Annotated in this window: 16 protein-coding genes; 5 read left to right on the top strand and 11 right to left on the bottom strand. The window is 67.7% G+C overall.

Translation table 11 applies throughout. The features are described from left to right. Positions 1–18: 18 nt before the first annotated feature. The 3 genes from D000_RS0104125 to D000_RS0104115 form a co-directional block, all read right to left on the bottom strand. Positions 19–240 (bottom strand): hypothetical protein, encoded by a 222-nt coding sequence (locus D000_RS0104125; RefSeq protein WP_018872290.1) that lies wholly within the window; start codon positions 238–240, stop codon positions 19–21. A gap of 162 nt (positions 241–402) precedes the next feature. Further along, complete coding sequence (hrpB, locus tag D000_RS0104120) at positions 403–2,916, bottom strand: ATP-dependent helicase HrpB (RefSeq protein ID WP_018872289.1); 2,514 nt, start codon at positions 2,914–2,916, stop codon at positions 403–405. Positions 2,917–2,925: 9 nt separating this feature from the next. After that, the gene (locus tag D000_RS0104115; RefSeq protein ID WP_026279753.1) at positions 2,926–4,119 is read right to left on the bottom strand and encodes an efflux RND transporter periplasmic adaptor subunit; all 1,194 of its coding nucleotides are present in this window, start codon (positions 4,117–4,119) and stop codon (positions 2,926–2,928) included. Positions 4,120–4,594: 475 nt separating this feature from the next. On the opposite strand from D000_RS0104115, the gene D000_RS14470 reads away from it, so the two are divergent. Continuing rightward, positions 4,595–4,777, top strand: coding sequence for a hypothetical protein (locus D000_RS14470; RefSeq protein ID WP_155984758.1), 183 nt, complete (start codon positions 4,595–4,597; stop codon positions 4,775–4,777). A 246-nt stretch (positions 4,778–5,023) separates the two neighbouring features. Here D000_RS14470 and D000_RS0104110 read toward each other — a convergent pair whose 3' ends face one another. The 3 genes from D000_RS0104110 to D000_RS14280 are packed head-to-tail and all read right to left on the bottom strand — an operon-like array spanning position 5,024 to position 8,289. Beyond that, positions 5,024–7,384, bottom strand: coding sequence for an ABC transporter permease (locus D000_RS0104110; protein ID WP_018872287.1), 2,361 nt, complete (start codon positions 7,382–7,384; stop codon positions 5,024–5,026). Between the two features lie 15 nt (positions 7,385–7,399). After that, on the bottom strand, positions 7,400–8,134 hold the full coding sequence (locus D000_RS0104105; RefSeq protein ID WP_026279752.1) for an ABC transporter ATP-binding protein: 735 nt from the start codon (positions 8,132–8,134) through the stop codon (positions 7,400–7,402). Beyond that, positions 8,131–8,289 (bottom strand): hypothetical protein, encoded by a 159-nt coding sequence (locus D000_RS14280; RefSeq protein WP_018872285.1) that lies wholly within the window; start codon positions 8,287–8,289, stop codon positions 8,131–8,133. The genes D000_RS0104105 and D000_RS14280 overlap by 4 nt, the downstream gene beginning before the upstream one ends. 336 nt (positions 8,290–8,625) lie before the next feature. Here D000_RS14280 and D000_RS0104095 point away from each other — a divergent pair, with 336 nt between their 5' ends. Beyond that, positions 8,626–9,558 (top strand): carbohydrate kinase family protein, encoded by a 933-nt coding sequence (locus D000_RS0104095; protein ID WP_018872284.1) that lies wholly within the window; start codon positions 8,626–8,628, stop codon positions 9,556–9,558. Between the two features lie 193 nt (positions 9,559–9,751). Here the strand turns inward: D000_RS0104095 and D000_RS0104090 are convergent, their stop codons facing one another. Then, positions 9,752–10,228, bottom strand: coding sequence for a YbhB/YbcL family Raf kinase inhibitor-like protein (locus tag D000_RS0104090; RefSeq protein WP_018872283.1), 477 nt, complete (start codon positions 10,226–10,228; stop codon positions 9,752–9,754). Between the two features lie 117 nt (positions 10,229–10,345). Between D000_RS0104090 and D000_RS0104085 the strand changes: the two genes are divergently transcribed. Together D000_RS0104085 and D000_RS0104080 are read left to right on the top strand one after the other, a co-directional pair. Beyond that, a complete protein-coding gene (locus tag D000_RS0104085) occupies positions 10,346–10,783 on the top strand; it encodes a hypothetical protein (protein WP_026279751.1) in 438 nt (145 codons plus the stop codon). A gap of 249 nt (positions 10,784–11,032) precedes the next feature. Beyond that, positions 11,033–12,001: a patatin-like phospholipase family protein gene (locus D000_RS0104080; RefSeq protein ID WP_018872281.1), complete on the top strand. Its 969-nt coding sequence runs from the start codon at positions 11,033–11,035 to the stop codon at positions 11,999–12,001. Positions 12,002–12,103: 102 nt separating this feature from the next. Here the strand turns inward: D000_RS0104080 and D000_RS0104075 are convergent, their stop codons facing one another. Then, on the bottom strand, positions 12,104–12,358 hold the full coding sequence (locus D000_RS0104075) for a Smr/MutS family protein (RefSeq protein ID WP_018872280.1): 255 nt from the start codon (positions 12,356–12,358) through the stop codon (positions 12,104–12,106). Positions 12,359–12,374: 16 nt separating this feature from the next. Then, positions 12,375–12,860 (bottom strand): universal stress protein, encoded by a 486-nt coding sequence (locus D000_RS0104070; RefSeq protein ID WP_018872279.1) that lies wholly within the window; start codon positions 12,858–12,860, stop codon positions 12,375–12,377. Between the two features lie 141 nt (positions 12,861–13,001). Between D000_RS0104070 and corA the strand changes: the two genes are divergently transcribed. Beyond that, positions 13,002–14,084, top strand: coding sequence for a magnesium/cobalt transporter CorA (gene corA / locus D000_RS0104065; RefSeq protein WP_018872278.1), 1,083 nt, complete (start codon positions 13,002–13,004; stop codon positions 14,082–14,084). A 117-nt stretch (positions 14,085–14,201) separates the two neighbouring features. On the opposite strand, the gene katG is transcribed toward corA, so the two are convergent. Both katG and D000_RS13310 read right to left on the bottom strand, forming a co-directional pair. Continuing rightward, positions 14,202–16,382 (bottom strand): catalase/peroxidase HPI, encoded by a 2,181-nt coding sequence (gene katG, locus D000_RS0104060; RefSeq protein ID WP_018872277.1) that lies wholly within the window; start codon positions 16,380–16,382, stop codon positions 14,202–14,204. Between the two features lie 524 nt (positions 16,383–16,906). Next, positions 16,907–18,649: a BCCT family transporter gene (locus D000_RS13310; RefSeq protein WP_231370996.1), complete on the bottom strand. Its 1,743-nt coding sequence runs from the start codon at positions 18,647–18,649 to the stop codon at positions 16,907–16,909. Positions 18,650–18,750: the final 101 nt, after the last annotated feature.

Below are 18,750 nucleotides of genomic sequence, written 5' to 3'. Positions count from 1 at the left end.
GCCCTGCCGGGTCCACACCTAGAACAAGTCGGCCCACTCGCTCAGGGCAAACCAGATCACGTAGCCGCCGTAGAGGATCAGAAAGATGATGCTGAGCACCGTGATCGGCCGAAAGCCCTTCACCCGCACCTCGTAGGAGATGTCCTCGCCGCGCGCGCGCCGGCGCCGCACCTCCAGCCAGCGCGCTACCCGCCACCAGACAAACAGCAGGATCAGGATCACGGTCAGGAACTTCAGCATCGCGGTTCGCTTCCTCGTCGGACGGCACTGAACGCGACACTACCCGAGAACGCCACCCTCCGCATTCTCTGATGACGGCCGCGCCATTGCCCCGTAACCCTGGCGGGCAGAACGCCTGTGGGAGCCTGCTTGCAGGCGAAGCCCCCGCCGAACCCGGGCCGGCTACCCACGCCGCTTCGCATGTCGCGTCGCGGGCGCATTCCACGGATCCTCCGGCCAGGGGTGTTTCGGATAGCGCCCCTTCAGCTCGCGGCGCACCTCCGGATAGCCGTTCTCCCAGAAGCTCGCGAGATCCTGCGTGACCTGCACCGGACGCCGCGCCGGCGACAGCAGATGCAGCACCAGCGCCACGCGGCCACCCGCCACCCGGGGTGTCTCGCCCAGGCCGAATAGCTCCTGCAGCTTCACTGCCAGCACCGGCGGGTCCTGTGTGTAATCGATGCGGTGAGCGGAGCCGGAGGGGACCTCGATCCGTGCCGGTGCCTCCCGCTCCAGTTGCTGCTGGTGGTCCCAGTCCAGCCGCGCGCGCAGGATCGCCGCCAGATCCAGCCGCTCCAGATCCCGGCGCCGCGTGATCCCGGCCAGATACGGCCCCAGCCAGTCCTCGAGGGTCATCAGCAACGTGGCGTCGCGCAGATCCGGAAAGCCCGCCGCGGGCAGGGTCTCGTGCAGCAGCTGAATGCGCGCGCGCAGTTGGGTCGCCTCGTCATCCCAGGGCAACAGCGCAAGGCCCTCGCGGCGCAGCCGCTCGCACCAGCGCGGGATAGTGGCCGCGGGGGCGTCCAGCGCGACCATCTGCCGTTCCACCACCAGCGTGCCGATCCGCCGAATCCGCGCGTTCTCCAACCGCGCGCCGTCCTCCACCCAGTCGCAGCGCGTCTCGTGGTGGAAGAGTTCCGGGGCCTCCTGCTCCAGTGCCGCCAGATCCAGCACCACCGCACAGCGGATGCGGGCCTCGCGGGAGGCGTCCGTGCAGTCCACCGCGACCAGGTACTCGGCATGCGCCAGACGCTCGCGCTCCGGCAGCCACGCGCCACGACCATTCCCCATCACGAAGCGCCCGGCCGCCTCGCCACGGCGGCGCGCGATGCGCTCCGGCCAGGCCAGCGCCGCCAGCACGCCCAGCGCGGTGCCTTCATCCAGCACCGCATCCCGGGTGCCGGCGCCGTCCCCGACTCGTGCCAGCGCCTGTTCCAGACGCCGCAGACCGGATTGCCAGGCCCGACCACCCGAGCGCCGCGCGCGCTCCAGGCGCGTACCCAGCTCCAACGGCGCCTCCGGCCCGGCCACGCCCGGTTCTTCCACCGCCACCGCCAGTTCGCAGGCCAGGCGCGCAAGCCCCCGCTCCCGGCCCCGCAACAGCATGTGCGCCAACCGCGGGTGGGTCGGCAGGCACAGCAGGGCCTGCCCGTGCCCGGTCATCCGACCGGCGGCATCCACCGCGCCCAGCTCCGCGAGTACCGCCTGTGCGGAGGCCAGCCCCTGCGCGGGCGGCGGCTCCAGCCAGTCGAGCTCGGCCACCGCCTCGCCCCAGCCGGCCAGTTCCAGGGCCAGCGGCAGCAGGTCCACCTGCTGCATCCCCGGCGTCGCGTAATCCGGGCGCGTGACCTCGTCGGCCCGCGACCACAGACGGATCGCCACCCCCGGTTCGGTGCGACCGGCACGCCCGGCGCGCTGCTCGGCGGCGGCCTTCGAGGCCGGGAGCGTCACCAGGCGCGAGAGCCCGGTCGCGGCATCGAAGCGCGGCTCGCGGGACAGCCCCGCGTCGATCACCACGCGCACGCCCTCGATGGTCAGCGAGGTCTCGGCGATGTCGGTCGCCAGCACCACCTTGCGCTCGCCCGCGGGCGCCGGGCGCACGGCCCGGGCCTGCTCCTGCGCCGACAGCCGCCCGAACAGCGGCGCGATCTGCGCGGGGCCGGAGGCCGTGTCCACCCCCTCACCCAGGCGCGCGGCCACTTCGCGGATCTCGCGCTCGCCGGGCAGGAAGACCAGAACCGACCCCGTCTCCGTCGCCAGCGCGTCGCGCACCGCCTGCGCCACACCGTCGGCCAGCGGCACATCCTTCGCCGTTGGGGCATAACGCACCTCGACCGGAAACTGCCGCCCGCGCGCGCGCAGCACCGGCACGGCATCCGCCCCCGGGCCGGCCAGCAGCCTGGCCACGGCCTCGTCGTCGAGGGTCGCCGACATCACCACGATGCGCAGCTCCGGGCGCAGCAGCCGACGCACCTGCAACGCAAAGGCCAGCGCCAGTTCGGCCTCGGGCCGGCGCAGATGGAATTCGTCGAAGACCACGGTGCCGACCCCTTCCAGCAGCGGGTCGCCCTGGATGCTCCGCAGGAACAGGCCATCGGTGACCAGCTCCACCCGGGTGCGCTCGGAAACCTTCTGCTCGTCACGCACGCGGTAGCCGACCGTCTGCCCGGCCGATTCGCCCAGCTGCACGGCCATGTAGGTCGCCGCCATGCGCGCGGCCAGTCGGCGTGGCTGCAGCACGATCACACGATCCTCGGGGCTGGAGGCGGCCAGATGCAGCGGTACGCGGGTGGTCTTGCCCGCGCCCGGCTCGGCCACCAGCACAGCGGCACCGCGCGTCTGCAGCGCGGCATCCAGGGGGTCCAGGAGGTCTTCCAGCGCCCGGGCCTGCGGCGCCTCATTCAACTCTTTCGCCATCTACAGCGGTCAGTTCGCGACCACGCGCGTGCCAGCCTGCACGCGGTCCCCCGGGCGGGTGACCACACGCTCGCCCGCCTCCAGGCCCTCGAGGATCTGCGTGGCGAAGCCCGAGCGACGCCCCACCTCGACCCGGCGCGGCTCGGCACGGCCGTCTTCGACCACGAACACCGACCACTCGCCGCGGTCGCGGAACAGCGCACTGGTCGGGACCTGCAGCACGTCGTCCCCTTCCCACAGCAGGAACTCGGCCTCCACGCGGTAGCTCACTGCCAGCCCGGCCATGCGGGCCTCCACCGCGTCGAGGTCGACAATCACCGGCACGCGCTGTTCATCCACACCCAGCGCAGACACCTTGGTAAAGCCGAACGGCTGCACACGGCGCACGCTGCCCTCCAGTTCGGCATCGCGGCCCCAGTCGGTCAGGCGCACGCGCATACCCGGCACCACGCGCACCGCGTCCATCGACAGCAGATCCACCTGCACCTCGAGGTCATCGAGATCGCCCACGACCAGCACCGCCTCGCCGGCCCCGATCGTGCCCTCGCAGCAGCGATAGCGCTCCAGCACCACGCCCGAGGCCGGCGAGCGCACGGACAAGGTCTCGGCCTCGGAATCCGGCATCTGGCCGCTGGCGATCTCCAGCACGATCCGGGCACCCTCGATCTCGCTGCGCGCGACCTCCACGGCGGACTCGCCCGCGCGCACCGCCGAGCGCGCGCGGTCACGCGCGGTCTCCATACGTTCCACCTCGGTGGCCGAGACCGCCCCGCGCTCGAACAACTCCTGGTGCCGGCGATACTCGGACTCGGCGAAACGGGCCTCCGCCCGCAGGTTCTCGAGGTTCGCCTCGGCGCTCTGCAGGCGCGACCGCGCGGCCGCCAGGTTCTCGCGCGCCTGCTCGCGCGAGCGCACATCCAGCGCCGGGGTCGGCAGGGGCTCCATGCGGAACAGGGTGTCGCCGAGCGCGACCGCGTCCCCTTCTTCCAGCTCGACGCGATGCAGGAAGCCGGCGATTGGCGCCGACACGGTGAAGGTGTCGCGCAGCCGCGTGCGACCTTCCTCGCGCACGGTCTCCTCGAACGGGCCGGCCTCGACCGTGGTCAGCGATACCGGTACCGGCTGCGGGCGCAGCGTCCACACCAGCGCGGCCACCCCCGCCAGCACGATCAGCCCAACCGTAATTCGCTTTTTCATAGCCATAGGATCAGTCTCGCAAATCCCGCCATCCAGCGCTCCCCCCCTCATCGTCCGGCGCGCCGGGGCTGATATCTGCAAGTTGTAACCTTGGTTATCACCTGAACGGCCCTTGGCAGCCAGCCGTTGTGAGGCTGGTCCTGGTTCAGCATCGGGTGTTTCCGTGCCTTCGGTCGGCCGCCTGCCAAGCGCTGACTCGCCAGCGCGCCGCGAGGTACTTCTTTGCTCGTGCAAAGAAGTACCCAAGAAACACGCCCGACTGCCGCGACCCCGGCCCGCTGTGCGGGCCGGGGTTTCCCTCGCTCCGAGGCTTTTCGCGGGCGGCGCTGAACTCGCTGCGCCTTCGGCTCCGCTCAGACATCCAGCGCCTCTGATCCCGCGAAAACCCTCTCCACTCGGCGCGACGACAACGGGGAGCCAGGTCCAAACAACGGCCGTCCCGATGGTCTTGCCAGTGGAGGATGGCTAGGTCTTCCGGCATCTGGGCACGCTCGGCCTTCGGCCGTTGCGTGCCGCGCCCGCAGGGCGGGCGCCGGGGGCTTTCGGGTGGCGTTGCCTATGGTTAGGCGCAAACGTGGGGACACGTTCGGTTTTGACCTTCGCCTCCCGTATGGAGCCCCTCGCGGAGGGCGTGATGGGCCGGGAGAAGGCGCTGGATGTCTGAGCGGAGCCGAAGGCGCAGCGAGTTCAGCGCCGCCGGCCCAGCACGTCCGGAGCGAGGTTCCCGGGCGAAATCCGGGTGCCCTTCTTTGGGTCCTTTCTTGGGCAAGCAAGAAAGGACCTCGGGGCGCGCTGGCGAGTCAGCGCCGGGCAGTATGCGGACCGGAGCCACCGTAAACACCGGAGGACGAACCAGGACCAGCCTCAACGAGGCAGGCGGCCAGCCGAAGCCCCCAAAGGCTGCTGAGGGCTACTCCGCCGCCTTCAGGGCCTGTACGCGGTCGAGCTGCTGCAGGCGCCGCCACGCAAGGAAGGCGGTCAGACTGGCCGCGACCAGGATACCGAGGGCGGCGAAGCCGTAGGCCTGCGGCGTAATCACCAGCGGCACCCGGAACAGGTCCATCGCAAAGGCCTGGTTCAGCAGCCAGGCGAAGCCCGTGCCGGTCAGCCAGGCGACCGGGATCGCGGCCAGGGTGAGCACCGCGATCTCGCCGAGCAGGATCCAGCTGACCTGGCCGCGCGAATAGCCGAGCACCTCCAGCGTGGCCAGGTCGCGGGCGCGCTCGGCATAGGTGATACGCGCGTTGTTATAGGTCACGGCAAAGGCGATGGACACGGCCAGGGCGACGAACACCATCGCAAACACAATGACGGTCTCGCCGATGTATTCGCGGATGTTGCGCTCGGCCTCCGCGATCAGTCCGACGCTGGCGACACGCGGACGGTCGGACAGGCTGCGGAACAGGGCATGCTCCTGTGCGCGGTCGGTCAGCAGCCAGGCGCCGGAAACGGCCGGGCCCTCGCCGATCAGACGGTTCAGCGCCGGGCGGTACATATAGGCGCCGACACCGATGGGCTCATCCACCACGCCGGCCAGCGGCACCGTGACCGTGCGGCGGCGGCCCTCCAGGATCTCCACCTCGACCGGGTCGCCCACGCGCAGCCCAAGCTGTTCGGCCAGGTAGTCGGTTAGCAGGATGCCTTCATCCGGCAGCCGGCCGCGTCCGCCGCCCATCGGCAACTGCCGAAGGCGCGGCTCGGCATCCAGTCCCAGCAGGCGCACACGCTCCTCGCGGTTCACGCCGACCAGCCGCACCGGCACCGCGCGGAACGTCTCCACCGCCAGCACGCCCGGCTCGTGGCGCAGCTCGCCGGCCGCACGCGCCGGCACGGGATCGGTGAACTGCAGGTCGATGTCCATCTGCAGCACCTGCCCGTACTGGGTGTCCAGCATCTGGGTCACCGCGTTCAGCTGGTAGGCACCCATCAGCAGGAGCCCCCCGGACAGGCCGATGCCGATCACCGACAGCACAGACTTAAGCCGGTGGCGCGCGAGGTTGCGCAGGATGATCCGGGTCGGCTGGTCGAACGCGCCCCAGGCCGCCGAGCGCTCCAGCCAGCCGCGATGAAAACGTTCCGGGGCCGGCGGCCGCATAGCCTCGGCCGGTTGCATGCGCACCGCCTGCCAGACCGCGCGGAAGGTGCCGAGCATCGCCGCGCCCATGGCCACACCCACCGCCAGCACCATCACCCAGCCCTGCAGGCGAAAGCTCATCTCCGGGAAACGGAAGTACTCGGCGTAGATCCCGGCCAGCCCCTGCGCGGCCCAGGCCCCGAATGCGAGGCCCAGCGCGCAGCCCACCAGCACGATGCCGCCGGTCAGCAGGGCATAGTGCCCGGCGATCGCGCCGTTGCCGTAGCCGAAGGCCTTGAGCACGGCGATCGGCTCGCGCTGGGAACGGATGATGCGGCCGACGACGACGTTCAGCAGAAAGGCCGCAACGGCCAGGAAGATGGTCGGCAGGATCGCCGCCTGGGCGCGCAGCTGGGTCAGCTCCTCGGACAGAAAGCGATGCGAGAACTGGTCGTCGCGACCATAGGCCCCCATGCCGCCGTAGCGCGACAGTTCCCGGTCCATTGCCTCGATCACGGGGGCCGGGTCCGCACCCGCCTCCAGGCTCACGGCCACCGAGTTGAATGCCCCCTCCATCCCGTAGGCGGCAGCCAGCGCGCGGCGGTTCATCCACAGGATGCCGTAGCGCTCGTAGTCCGGCAGCAGGTCGGTGGGGCTGATCTGATAGACAAACTCCGGCGACAGCGCGATGCCACTGATCTGCAGATCGGTCAGGCGCCCGTCGATGATCGCGCGCAGGGAGTCGCCGGCCCGCAGATCGTGGGCCTCCGCGAAGGCCTCGCTGACGACCGCCTCGCGCTCGCGCCCGGCCTCCGGCAGCCGCCCCTCGCGCAGGTAGAGCCGGTTCAGCAGTGGCTCGCCCCCGTCCGGTATCGAGAGCACGGTGCCGCGGATCGGGTCGTCAAAATCGGCGACCTCCAGGCGCACCGGCGCCTGCACCCGGGTCTCGATCTGGTTGATCCCCGGCGTATCGCGAAAGCGTTCCACCGCACTCTCCGGCGCGCGCTTGATCTCCGCGAACACGTCGGCGAACTGGTATTCCGAGTAGAAGCGGTCCTTGGTGATCGTCAGGGCGTCGAGGCTGGTGACCGCGATCACCAGCGTCATCACGCCGCTGGCGATCACCAGCGCGATCGCGGCCGCCTGCCCCTTCAGGTGGCCGAGATCACGCAGGATCTTGCGGTTCAGCGCGCGCATGGTCAGACGCCGTCGCTACCAGTGCAGCTCGGCCGGCGACTGGCGCGTGGCGTTTTCGTGGATCTCGCTCACGCGCCCGTCGCTCAGGTGGATCACCCGGTCCGCCATCTCGCCGATCACCGCGTTGTGAGTGATGATCGCCACCGTCGTGTCCAGGCGCTCGTTGATATGCTGCAGCACCTCCAGCACGCGGATGCCGGTCTTCGAGTCCAGCGCGCCGGTCGGCTCGTCGCACAGCAGCACCGCCGGCTGCTTGGCGATGGCGCGGGCAATCGCCACGCGCTGCTGCTCACCGCCGGAGAGCTGCGAGGGGAAGTGATCCATCCGGTCCTCCAGCCCGACCAGCGCGAGCGCCTCCTCCGGTGGCATCGGGTCGCGCGAGATCTCGGTGACGATCGCCACGTTCTCGCGCGCCGTCAGGCTGGCGATCAGGTTGTAGAACTGGAACACGAAGCCGACATGGTCACGGCGAAAGGCCGTCAGCGTGCGCTCGGAGGCCTGCGCCAAGTCCTGATCGCGGTAGCGCACCTCGCCCTCGGTCGCGGTGTCCAGCCCACCCATGATGTTCAAGAGCGTCGACTTGCCGGAGCCCGAGGCCCCCAGCATCACCACCAGTTCGCCGGTGTACAGCTCCAGGTCCACCCCGCGCAGGGCATGGATGGTCACCTCGCCCATGCAATAGACCTTGGTCACCCCCGCCGCGCGAAAGATCACCTCCCGCGTGGGCACAGGAGCCGGGGACGCGCTCATGCGGGGGCGGCCACCACGTGCGTGGTCGGCGGCGTCGCGGCACCCGGCTCGGGCGCGCTTGGCAGGATGCCGCCATCACCGTCCAGGCTCATGGACCACAGGCTCAGCAGCAACAGCAGAATGATCAGGATCGGAATCAGTACGCGCGGATTCATCGGACAGGCCCTCGCTCGCGGCAATACCCCAATGCTGCCACAAAGCCCCCGGCATGGCGTTGGGCCAGGATCGGGCGCCACGCCTGGGCATTGCTGGCTGCAGGTGATTCCGGCTCTACGCTGCGCTCCGGCCGGAATCACCGGTACCAAAAGGCACGCCCGACGCGGCTCGCGATCCGGCCCCGATTTGTTGTTTTGCGCCCAAATATTTACCCTATGCGCACCGTCCGGCCTGTTGCGAGCGCGCAGCGAACCCCGAAATCGCGCGCCGCCAGGCCACTGCGCCGTCTTTTTCGGACGCCACGCCAACCCGTTTCAACAACGCAAGGAGTCAACATGTCCGCTCTGATCTGTGGGTCCATGGCCTACGACACCATCATGGTGTTCCCCGACCGCTTCAAGAACCACATCCTCCCGGACAAGGTGCACATGCTGAACGTGTCCTTCCTGGTCCCGGACATGCGCCGCGAGTTCGGCGGCTGCGCCGGCAACATCGCCTACAACATGAAGCTGCTGGGCGCGGACCCGACGATCATGGCCACCGTGGGCGGCGACTTCGCCCCCTATGCCGACTGGATGGACAAGCACGGTATCTCGCGCAAGTTCGTCAAGGAGTTGCGGGACACCTACACCGGTCAGGCCTTCATCACCACCGACCAGGACGACAACCAGATCACCGCGTTCCACCCGGGCGCAATGGGCTTCTCGCACCAGCAGAAGGTCACCGAGGCCGACGGCATCAAGGTCGGCATCGTCTCCCCGGACGGCCGTGACGGCATGATCGAGCACGCCCAGCAGTTCGCCGAGGCCGGCATCCCGTTCATGTTCGACCCGGGCCAGGGTCTGCCGATGTTCGACGGCGACGACCTGAAGCGTTTCATGGAAAACGCCACCTACGCCGCGTTCAACGACTACGAGGCGCAGCTCACCGCCGACCGCACCGGCATGAGCCTGGAACAGCTGGCCGAGATGGTCGACGCGATGATCGTCACCCGTGGCGGCGACGGCTCCGACATCTACACCGGCGGCAAGAAGATCACCATCCCGTCGGTCGAACCGGCCGCGATCAAGGACCCGACCGGCTGTGGCGACTCCTACCGCGCCGGCATCCTGTTCGGCCTGGAAAAGGGCTATGACTGGGAAACCACCGGCCGCATCGCCTCGCTGATCGGCTCGATCAAGATCGCCCACTCCGGCACCCAGAACCACCACTTCACCGCCGAAGAGTTCGCCGACAAGTTCGAAAAGGCCTTCGGCTACCGCTACTAAGCGACTGACGCCGCCCCGGCACCCGCCCGGGAACGCACAAAGGCCCGGCCCGAGTTTCCTCGGTCCGGGCCTTTTTCATGGCTGCTGCCTTGTGGGAGCCGGCTTGCCGGCGAAGCGCCTGCCCGAGCCGGACTATGGCAGGAGGCATTCGCGTGCAAGCACGCTCCCACAACAAGATATTGTGAGCCCAGGGCTAGCCGCGCTGGTAGGTACCCACCAGCCGGTTCATGCCGATGACGTGGGGCTCGGCGTGTTCCAGGAACTGCCACAGGGTCAACCCCGGCGGTAGCTGCAGGTCGGCGTCCAACGCCAGCAGCCAGAAGAAGTAGTGATGCTTGCCGTGGCCCTCGGGCGGCATCGGCCCGCCATAGCCGGTGCGACCAAAATCCGTCTGGCCCGTCGCGCCCAGATCGGTCGCCTCGGGCAGGCCGTCCAGATCCGGTGGCAGGTTGTACAGCACCCAGTGCACGAAGCCGTAGGTGCCCGGCTGGACCAGTGGCGCGTCCGGATCGTGGCAGATCACCGCCAGCGACCGGGTGCCTTGCGGCACGCCCCGCCACTGCAATGCCGGCGACGTATCCGCGCCCTCGCCGGTATGGCGCTTCGGGATCGGCTGCCCGGGGCCAAACGCGGAACTCGACAGCTGCATATCGGACAATGCGAAGCCCATGAGACTCTCCTGTGGTCGCGACTCCCTGCACGGTAACGCTGCCCACCGCCCGCGTCCAAACCACTCCGTGAAACGCCCTGCTTGCAGACCGGCAACGGCGTCACCGATCATCCCCACATGCGCAAGATCCTGAAACACTGGCTTGGACCACGGGACCCGCTGGAATCCGCCGCCCAGGCGGTGGACCACGGCCGCAGCGGCATCGAGACCGTACTGGGCCTCCCGCACCGGCTGTCGGTACCGCTGTTGCGCCGCCACTTCGGCGACGATGCCGAACCCTCCGACGAAGCCTTCCGCGAGACCGGCCGCGACGGACACTGGAGGCTGCCACCACCCGCCCCCGATTTCGAGGTGCACCTGTACGGCGATGCCGAAGGCCGCCTGACGCTGGGCACCATCCGCGGGTGCGGCCCGTACGCCGGGCTGGTGGTCTTCAGCGAATGGTCACCGGATCACCCGGCCCACGTCTGGCAGCTACGGGTGGAAGAACCTGCCGGCGAGGCCGCTCAGACCCTGCACGATCACCTCCTGGACCCGAACCGCTCCCCCGTATAGCCCCCATCGCCGCATACCCCCCGGTAGGAGCCTGCTTGCAGGCGAAGTCCCCGCCAGAGTCGAACGCCGGCAGGGGCGTCCGCCTGCAAGCAGCCCCCCTGCCAGGAGACCCATTCGTTGGAACCAGGTCTCTACGCTGGAAAAAACCCGTCACACCCCCAACATTTCCTCAAGACAAACCGGATACGGCAGCTCCGCAAAGCGATCGGCGCGTTTCCCCCATCACCCCAGACAGGCACGACGGCCACCATGACGCGAAAGCCCCAGTCCATTTCCCTGGTCCTTGGCAGCGGCGGCGCCCGCGGCCTAACGCAGATCGGCGTGATCCGCTGGCTGGAGGAACACTCGGACTACCAGATCCGCTCCATCGCGGGCGCTTCCATGGGCGCGGTCGTCGGCGGCATCTACGCGGCCGGCCAGCTGGACGCCTACGAGGCCTGGGTGAAGACCCTGCGCCGCCAGGATGTCTGGCGGCTACTGGATTTCTCCTTTCGTGGCGCCGGCCTGATTCGCGGCGAGCGCCTGATCGAGAAGCTGCGCGACATGCTCGGCGACACCGACATCGAACAGCTGCCGATCTCGTTTACCGCCGTGGCCACCGACATCGAGCGCGAACGCGAGGTCTGGCTGAACACCGGTTCTCTGTTCGACGCCATCCGCGCGTCCATCGCCATCCCCACCGTGTTCACCCCGGTGCGCCACAAGGGGCGGCTGCTGGTGGATGGCGGCCTGCTGAACCCGGTCCCGATCGCCCCGACTCTGAACGACGACACCGACATCACCCTGGCGGTCAGCCTGAACGGCCGCGTCGGCGAAGACCTGATCCGCCCCGAGCGCACCGGGGCTTCCGACCCGAACGTGGGCGCACCTGATAACCGGGGCCTGCTGAACCACCGCCTGGCCGAGGCCCTGCCCGACCGAGTCGGAACCTGGCTGCAGGACTGGCAGGACAAGCTGGGCCTGGGCGAGACCGACCCGAGCCTGAGCCGCGAACAGGAGGCCCGCGCACTGGGGCTGATCGACATCGTCTCCCACTCCATCGAGGCCATGCAGGGCACGATCGCGCGCTTTCGCATCGCCGCCTACAACCCGGAGCACCTGATCGAGGTCCCGGTCAACGCCTGCGGGGTGTTCGACTTCCACCGCGCCACCGAGATGATCGACCTCGGCTATGCACTCGCCGACCGCAAGCTGGGCGAGCGCCACCCTCCCCCGTAGAAGCCTGCTTGCCAGCGAATGTCCCTGCCAGAGTCAAATGTGGGCAGGAGCTTCGCCTGCAAGCAGGCTCCTACGGGGCGGGGTTCAAGGAGGGGGTGTGGATCAGTGCCGGAAATGCACGAACAGGCGGCCGTGGTTCTTCGAGTCCTTCTCGAGGCGGTGGTAGCGGGCCTTGATGTCCGGCTGCTGCAGGAACCGCAGCACGCGCTTCTTCAACTGCCCGCTGCCCTTGCCGTGGATAATCTCCACCGTCTTGATGCGCTTGTCGCAGGCCTGTTCGATGGCGCCGTTCAGCTCGGCGTCAATGCGACGCCCATTGCGAAAGCACTCGTGCAAGTCGACCGACAGCCGCGACATCGCAGCAATACCGGTCTCAGTTCACCGTGACCACGATACAGCGCGCCAGCTGCTGCACCTTGTGCGACACGCTGCCGGACAGCAGGCCCTGCAGCCCGCCCAGTCCGCGCGAACCCATCACCACCATGTCCACGTCGTGGTACTCGGCCTGCTGCAGGATCACCTTGGCCGGCGAGCCGTCCTCAATGTGGTGTTCGATGTCGGTTACGCCCAGATCGGTGAAGTATTCGTGCGCCTGTTCCACCAGCTTCCTGGCGATATCGCGCAGCACCTTTGGCGGCACCGCGGAGCCGACCGCCGCGCCACCCATCGCCAGGGGCGGATCATCCGGGTCCGGAAGATCGGAAAGCTTGCGGATATGCGGCGGCACCTCGCCCTGCAGCAGCACGCTGGCCAGTACCACCCGCGCCTGATACTTGGCGGCCAGATCCGCGGCCACCTCCACCGCACGCCAGGCGTTGGCGGAACCATCCACCGGCACCAGCATAGTCTTCAATTCCATATCGCACTCCTCCTTCCTCACCCGTGGGACTCGCCCGAATCCGGGCCGTTCAGTCGCTGACCAGACTGCCAGACTTGTACCCCACGCGCACGAATAATCGCGCCCCTATACTGGGCACAGCCCAATGCTTCGGGAGCCGCGATGACCCGCCTGTTTGAAAAGACCTACCTCAAGCCCGGTGCCGCCCCAGGCCACGGCGCCCACGCCAGTGAACACCCGCACACCGGCGACGCCACCGTGTCGGCCTGGCACTATCACCACGAACAGCTCTCCGAGCTGGACGCGCAGCGCACCCTCAGGGACGGCGCTGGTGCCCACGCGGGCGGGCTGGTCTGGCTGCACTTGCAGGGCACTCCCAGCTCGCAGCAACTGCATGCCATGGGCGAGGCCTTCGGGCTGCACCCGCTGGCGCTGGAGGACGTACGCCACCAGGGCCAGCGCCCCAAGGTGGACTTCTTCGAGGGGCAACTGGTCGCGATCCTGCGCCAGCCGCGCCATCACAACGGCAGCGTCGAGCTGGACCAGGTCAACGTCTTCATGGTGGGCGAGCGTGTGGTCATCAGCGTACACAGCGGCGAACACGACCCCTTCGCCCCGATCCGCGAACGCATGCGCAGCGCCAACCGCAACTTCAACCGTCTGGGCGCCGCCTACCTCGCCTATGCCCTGATGGACACCGTCATCGACCAGGCCTTCCCGGTGCTGGAACACATCAGCGGTCGCCTGGAGACCCTGGAGGAGACCGTTCTCGACCAGCCCGACCGGAATACCCTGAACCAGATCCACATCCTGCGCCGCGAGCTCCTCGTGCTGCGCCGTCAGCTCTGGCCAACGCGCGACGTGATCGCCCGCCTGATGCGCGACGACCTGGAGCCGTTCACGCCGGAGCTGTTCCCCTATCTGCGCGATGCCCACGACCACACCATCCAGATCATGGATCTGCTGGAGTCCTACCGCGAGATGGCCGCCACCCTGATCGAGGCCTACATGTCCGCGATCAACCAGCGCTCCAACGACGTGATGCGCGTACTCACCATCATTGCCACCATCTTCATCCCGCTGACCTTCCTGGTCGGTATCTACGGCATGAACTTCGACAACCCGGACAGCCCCTGGTCCATGCCCGAGCTCTACACCTACTACGGCTATCCCGTAGTCTGGCTGGTCATGCTCTCGGTGGTCGCGGGGATGCTGTACTTCTTCCGCCGCCGTGGCTGGCTGTAGCAGCAAGGCGGCACAGGGCCAGCGCGCGGCCCTCGCCCACAAAAAAACGCCCGGGGTTGCCCCCGGGCGTTCTCGTTCAGGGACGGGACGTTGCGCCCGCCCCGGATCGGGCTGTGACTACTGCTGGTACTGCTCCAGGTCGAAGCGGTCCGCATTCATCACCTTGGTCCAGGCCTTCACAAAGTCCTGCACGAACTTCTGCTCGTTGTCGTCCTGGGCGTACACCTCGGCATAACTGCGCAGGATGGAGTTGGAGCCGAACACCAGGTCGATGCGGCTGGCGGTCCACTTAACCTGATCGCTCTGGCGATCGCGCACCTCGTACACGCCGTTGCCCGCGGGCTTCCAGGTGTAGGCCATGTCGGTCAGGTTGACGAAGAAGTCGTTCGTCAGCTGGCCTTCCCGGTCCGTGAACACGCCGTGCTTGCTGCCACCATGGTTGGTGCCCAGCACGCGCATCCCGCCCAGCAGAACGGTCATCTCCGGCGCGGTCAGGCCCATCAGCTGGGCGCGGTCGAGCAGCATCTCCTCCGGCTTGACCACGTAGTCCTTCTTCTGCCAGTTGCGGAAACCATCCGCCAGCGGCTCCAGCGGCGCGAAGGAGTCGGCATCCGTCATCTCCGCGCTGGCGTCACCCCGGCCCGGGATGAACGGCACCAGGATGTCGTGACCGGCCGCTCGCGCAGCCTGCTCGATCCCCACGCTGCCGCCCAGCACGATCAGATCGGCCACGCTGGCACCGGTCTCGGCGGAGAGCTTGTCGTAGACCTTGAGCACACGCGCCAGACGCTCGGGCTCGTTGCCCTCCCAGTCCTTCTGCGGCGCCAGACGGATGTGGGCGCCATTGGCACCGCCGCGCATGTCGGAGCCACGGAAGGTCCGGGCGCTGTCCCAGGCCGTGCTGACCAGCTCGGCGATACTCAGACCACTCTCGGCGATCTTCTGCCGGGTGGCCTCCACGCTGTAGTCGGTGTTGCCGGCCGGCACCGGGTCCTGCCAGATCAGGTCCTCCTGCGGCGCCTCCGGACCGATGTAGCGCGTCTTCGGCCCCAGGTCGCGGTGGGTCAGCTTGAACCAGGCGCGGGCGAAGCAGTCGCGGAAGTATTCCGGGTCCGCCATGAACTTCTCGCAGATGGCCCGGTATTTCGGATCCATCTTCATTGACATGTCGGCGTCGGTCATGATCGGGTTATGGCGGATAGAGGGGTCGCTGGCATCAACCGGCTTGTCCTCCTCCTTCATGTCCACCGGCTCCCACTGCCAGGCGCCAGCCGGGCTCTTCTTCAGCTCCCACTCGTAGCCGAACAGCAGATCGAAATAGCCCATGTCGAACCGGGTTGGGTTGGTGGTCCAGGCGCCCTCGATACCGGACGACACGGCATTGGCCGCCTTGCCCTGCATGTGCGGGTTCTTCCAGCCGAAGCCCTGCTCCTCGACATCGGCGCCTTCGGGCGCCGGGCCCAGCGCGCCGGCATCGCCATTGCCGTGGCACTTGCCCACGGTGTGGCCGCCCGCGGTCAGCGCCGCGGTCTCTTCGTCGTTCATCGCCATACGAGCGAAGGTCTCGCGGACCTGCTGGCCGGTCTTGATCGGGTCGGGCTTGCCGTTCACGCCCTCCGGGTTCACGTAAATCAGGCCCATCTGCACCGCGGCCAGCGGGTTTTCCATGGTGTCCGGCTTGTCCACGTCGCCGTAGCGCTCGTCGGAAGGCGCCAGCCACTCCTTCTCCGCACCCCAGTAGATATCCTTCTCCGGGTGCCAGATGTCCTCGCGGCCGAAGGAGAAACCGAACGACGGCAGCCCCATGTTCTCGTAGGCCACAGTGCCGGCCAGGATTATCAGATCCGCCCAGCTGACCTTGTTCCCGTACTTCTTCTTGATCGGCCACAGCAGCCGCCGGGCCTTGTCCAGGCTCACGTTGTCCGGCCAGCTGTTCAGCGGCGCAAAGCGCTGATTGCCGGTGCCGCCACCACCACGGCCATCGGCAATGCGGTAGGTGCCCGCCGCGTGCCAGGCCATGCGGATCATAAGACCGCCATAGTGGCCCCAGTCCGCCGGCCACCAATCCTGGCTGTCCGTCAGCAGCGCGTGCATGTCCTTCTTCAGCGCATCGAAATCGAGGTTCTTGACGGCTTCGCGGTAGTCGAAGTCCTCACCCATCGGGTTCGTCTTGCGGTCGTGCTGATGCAGGATGTCCAGGTTCAGCGAATCCGGCCACCACTCCGTTACCGAGTGCCCCGATGTCGTCTGGCCGCCGTGCATGACCGGGCATTTGCCCATGTTCTGATGCTCACCCATATCGTTTCTCCATTTCGCTGCGTTGAGCGTGATTGATGTCGGAACGCAGTCGCCGCGTAGCGCCGCTGGCATTCCGAGAGGGCCCCGTTTACTTCCATCACCGGCCGTGATCGGCTCGGCGGCGACGGGCTGCCCTTCTGTCCTAGAAGGTAGGCCCCAGCGCCGATTGGCGCCAGTTGATATTCTCCATCTTGTCGATAGCCCTGTTCTATCAAACAGCAGCCGAACGGTCCCTGTTGCGAGCGAGTTTCCGATCCATCCGTTCCCGTATTGGGCCGGGCCACACCCGGGTTTGTGACCCACGCCCGCCTCGCCAGCGGAAACCACACCGCGCGCACCCCTCCCAAGTCCCGCCGCCCCACGTTCCGTTCGGCCCGCGACCCGAGGCCCAAACTCGCACCCGAACATCTGCAAACACACCATGGCGCTGTGAAGTCTCTTGCGACAAACCATGGGGAACCGGCGACAACCGCCATGACGGGGTCGCGGCATGGTGACTCGCTGCAGTTACCCGGGCGGGCGTTCTACCCGGGCGGGCGTGCTGTGCCAGGACCGGGAAGCGGCGCGATCAGGCCCTGCTCGCGCGCAAGCGCGTACGCCGCGCGGGGCCCGGTCCAGAGCGAAGGCAGCAGGATCAGCGATACCGGGATCGCAGTGAGGACAATAAACTGCTGCAGCACGCTGATCTGTCCTTCGCCCATGTAGAGCAGCACGCCGGCCATCAGCGCCATTGCCAGGCCCCAGAAAGCCCGCAATCCCGGGAGCGGGTCATCGTGGCCGGTGCTGACGACGGCGATGGAGTAGCTCATCGAGTCCCCGGTGGTGGCAACGAACAGCGTCGTCAGCAGGAGAACCGCAACCGCCATCAGCAATCCGCCCGGCAGTGCCTGGGCCACGGTCAGGGTGGCGATATCGAAACGGAAGTCGTTCAGCGCCTCGGTCAGATCGAACACGCCATGGAGCTGGGCATGAATCCCCGCACCGCCAAGCAGGGTGAACCATACAGTGGTCGCAACAGGTGCGATCACGGCAATCGCCAGGATCATCTCGCGGATCGTGCGCCCCCGCGAGATGCGTGCCACGAACACGGCCATCAACGGCCCGTAGCCAAGAAACCAGGCAAAGAAAAACACCGTCCACCATTGCATCCACCAGTCCGGCGCGGTCTCGGCCGTCTGCGTCGCCATGGCAAGAAACGAATCCGCGTAAGCCCCGAAGCCGGAGAACCAGCTGTTGACGAGGAAAAGCGTGGGGCCGAACACCAGGATGACAGCCCCGATCGCCAGCACCAGCAGCACATTCAGGCGCGACAGCAGCTGGATTCCTCGGTGGATACCGGTTACCGCCGATGTTACGTACAGTGCGGCCAGTCCACCGAGAATGGTCAGCTGAACCCCGAAACCGCCGCCTACCCCGAAGAGCTCGTCAAGCCCGAAGGTCATCTGGGTCGCCAGGAATCCGATAGGGCCCACGGTCCCGGCCACCACGGCGATGATGCAGATCGCATCCACCAGGCTGCCGAACGCACCGCGCATTGCGCGTTCGCCAAAAACCGGAACCAGCAGGCTGCGCGGACGCAGCGGAAGCCCGCGACTGTAATGCGCATGTGCCAGCACAATCGCCGTCAGGGCGCCGAGGATGGCCCAGGCCAGAAAGCCCCAGTGCATGAACGACTGCGCCAGCGCCGGGGCGACCGCCTCGGCCGTGCCGGCTTCGGTCGTAAAGCTCGGCGGCGTAACCAGAAAATGGTAAACCGGCTCCCCCGCAGCAAAGAAGACGCCGCCACCCGCCAGCAGCGTACACAGGATGATCGAGATCCAGCGAAAACGGCTCATCTCCGGCTGCGGCAGACCCCCAATTCGGGCACCGGCCGCGGGTGTAAACAGCAAGCCGAGGGCGGTTACAAAGGTGAGCAGCAACAAGAGCTGAAAGTAGGAACCCAACAAGCGCGCCGTCGATGCGAAGCCTTCGCCGATACCTCGAGCGACCGCATCCATGTCGAACAACGAGGCCGCAAGAAAGAGCAGGACAAAGCCGACACTGATACCCACCACCAGCGGATCGCCCATGCGTGAGCTGCGAACCGGTTCCGACCCTTCATGTTCCCTGGGCACAAGCGTTTCTCCTTGCTGGTGGACAACCCGGATAGGCCTTCCCGTTATGTGCAGCCTCGCTCCAGCGCGGTTCGTCGCGACTGAGGCCGGGCGGGGCCGTGAGGCGAAAACCCTCAGGTAGAGGATTAAGGATGCGCGCGAAGGTTCCTTCATGCCCTCCGGAGCCGGTTGTTGAGATTGTCCGGCGAACCAGCCGCCACCCCCGCACAGTCCGCCCCGCCCCATCGATCTGTGGCGGCCCCCTGCGAATCCCG

Origin of the sequence: Thioalkalivibrio sp. ALJ16 (assembly GCF_000377345.1) — a bacterium.
GTDB lineage: Bacteria > Pseudomonadota > Gammaproteobacteria > Ectothiorhodospirales > Ectothiorhodospiraceae > Thioalkalivibrio.
The sequence above is the reverse complement of the archived record's forward strand: the minus strand, read 5'-3'. Positions and strand labels throughout refer to the sequence as shown.

Bases quoted from the DNA above. Each gene is read 5' to 3' on its own strand.
- D000_RS0104125 (WP_018872290.1), bottom strand. From the start codon at position 240: ATGCTGAAGTTCCTGACCGTGATCCTGATCCTGCTGTTTGTCTGGTGG.
- hrpB (WP_018872289.1), bottom strand. From the start codon at position 2,916: ATGGCGAAAGAGTTGAATGAGGCGCCGCAGGCCCGGGCGCTGGAAGAC.
- D000_RS0104115 (WP_026279753.1), bottom strand. From the start codon at position 4,119: ATGGCTATGAAAAAGCGAATTACGGTTGGGCTGATCGTGCTGGCGGGG.
- D000_RS0104110 (WP_018872287.1), bottom strand. From the start codon at position 7,384: ATGCGCGCGCTGAACCGCAAGATCCTGCGTGATCTCGGCCACCTGAAG.
- D000_RS0104105 (WP_026279752.1), bottom strand. From the start codon at position 8,134: ATGAGCGCGTCCCCGGCTCCTGTGCCCACGCGGGAGGTGATCTTTCGC.
- D000_RS14280 (WP_018872285.1), bottom strand. From the start codon at position 8,289: ATGAATCCGCGCGTACTGATTCCGATCCTGATCATTCTGCTGTTGCTG.
- D000_RS0104095 (WP_018872284.1), top strand. From the start codon at position 8,626: ATGTCCGCTCTGATCTGTGGGTCCATGGCCTACGACACCATCATGGTG.
- D000_RS0104090 (WP_018872283.1), bottom strand. From the start codon at position 10,228: ATGGGCTTCGCATTGTCCGATATGCAGCTGTCGAGTTCCGCGTTTGGC.
- D000_RS0104085 (WP_026279751.1), top strand. From the start codon at position 10,346: ATGCGCAAGATCCTGAAACACTGGCTTGGACCACGGGACCCGCTGGAA.
- D000_RS0104080 (WP_018872281.1), top strand. From the start codon at position 11,033: ATGACGCGAAAGCCCCAGTCCATTTCCCTGGTCCTTGGCAGCGGCGGC.
- D000_RS0104075 (WP_018872280.1), bottom strand. From the start codon at position 12,358: ATGTCGCGGCTGTCGGTCGACTTGCACGAGTGCTTTCGCAATGGGCGT.
- D000_RS0104070 (WP_018872279.1), bottom strand. From the start codon at position 12,860: ATGGAATTGAAGACTATGCTGGTGCCGGTGGATGGTTCCGCCAACGCC.
- corA (WP_018872278.1), top strand. From the start codon at position 13,002: ATGACCCGCCTGTTTGAAAAGACCTACCTCAAGCCCGGTGCCGCCCCA.
- katG (WP_018872277.1), bottom strand. From the start codon at position 16,382: ATGGGTGAGCATCAGAACATGGGCAAATGCCCGGTCATGCACGGCGGC.
- D000_RS13310 (WP_231370996.1), bottom strand. From the start codon at position 18,649: ATGAAGGAACCTTCGCGCGCATCCTTAATCCTCTACCTGAGGGTTTTC.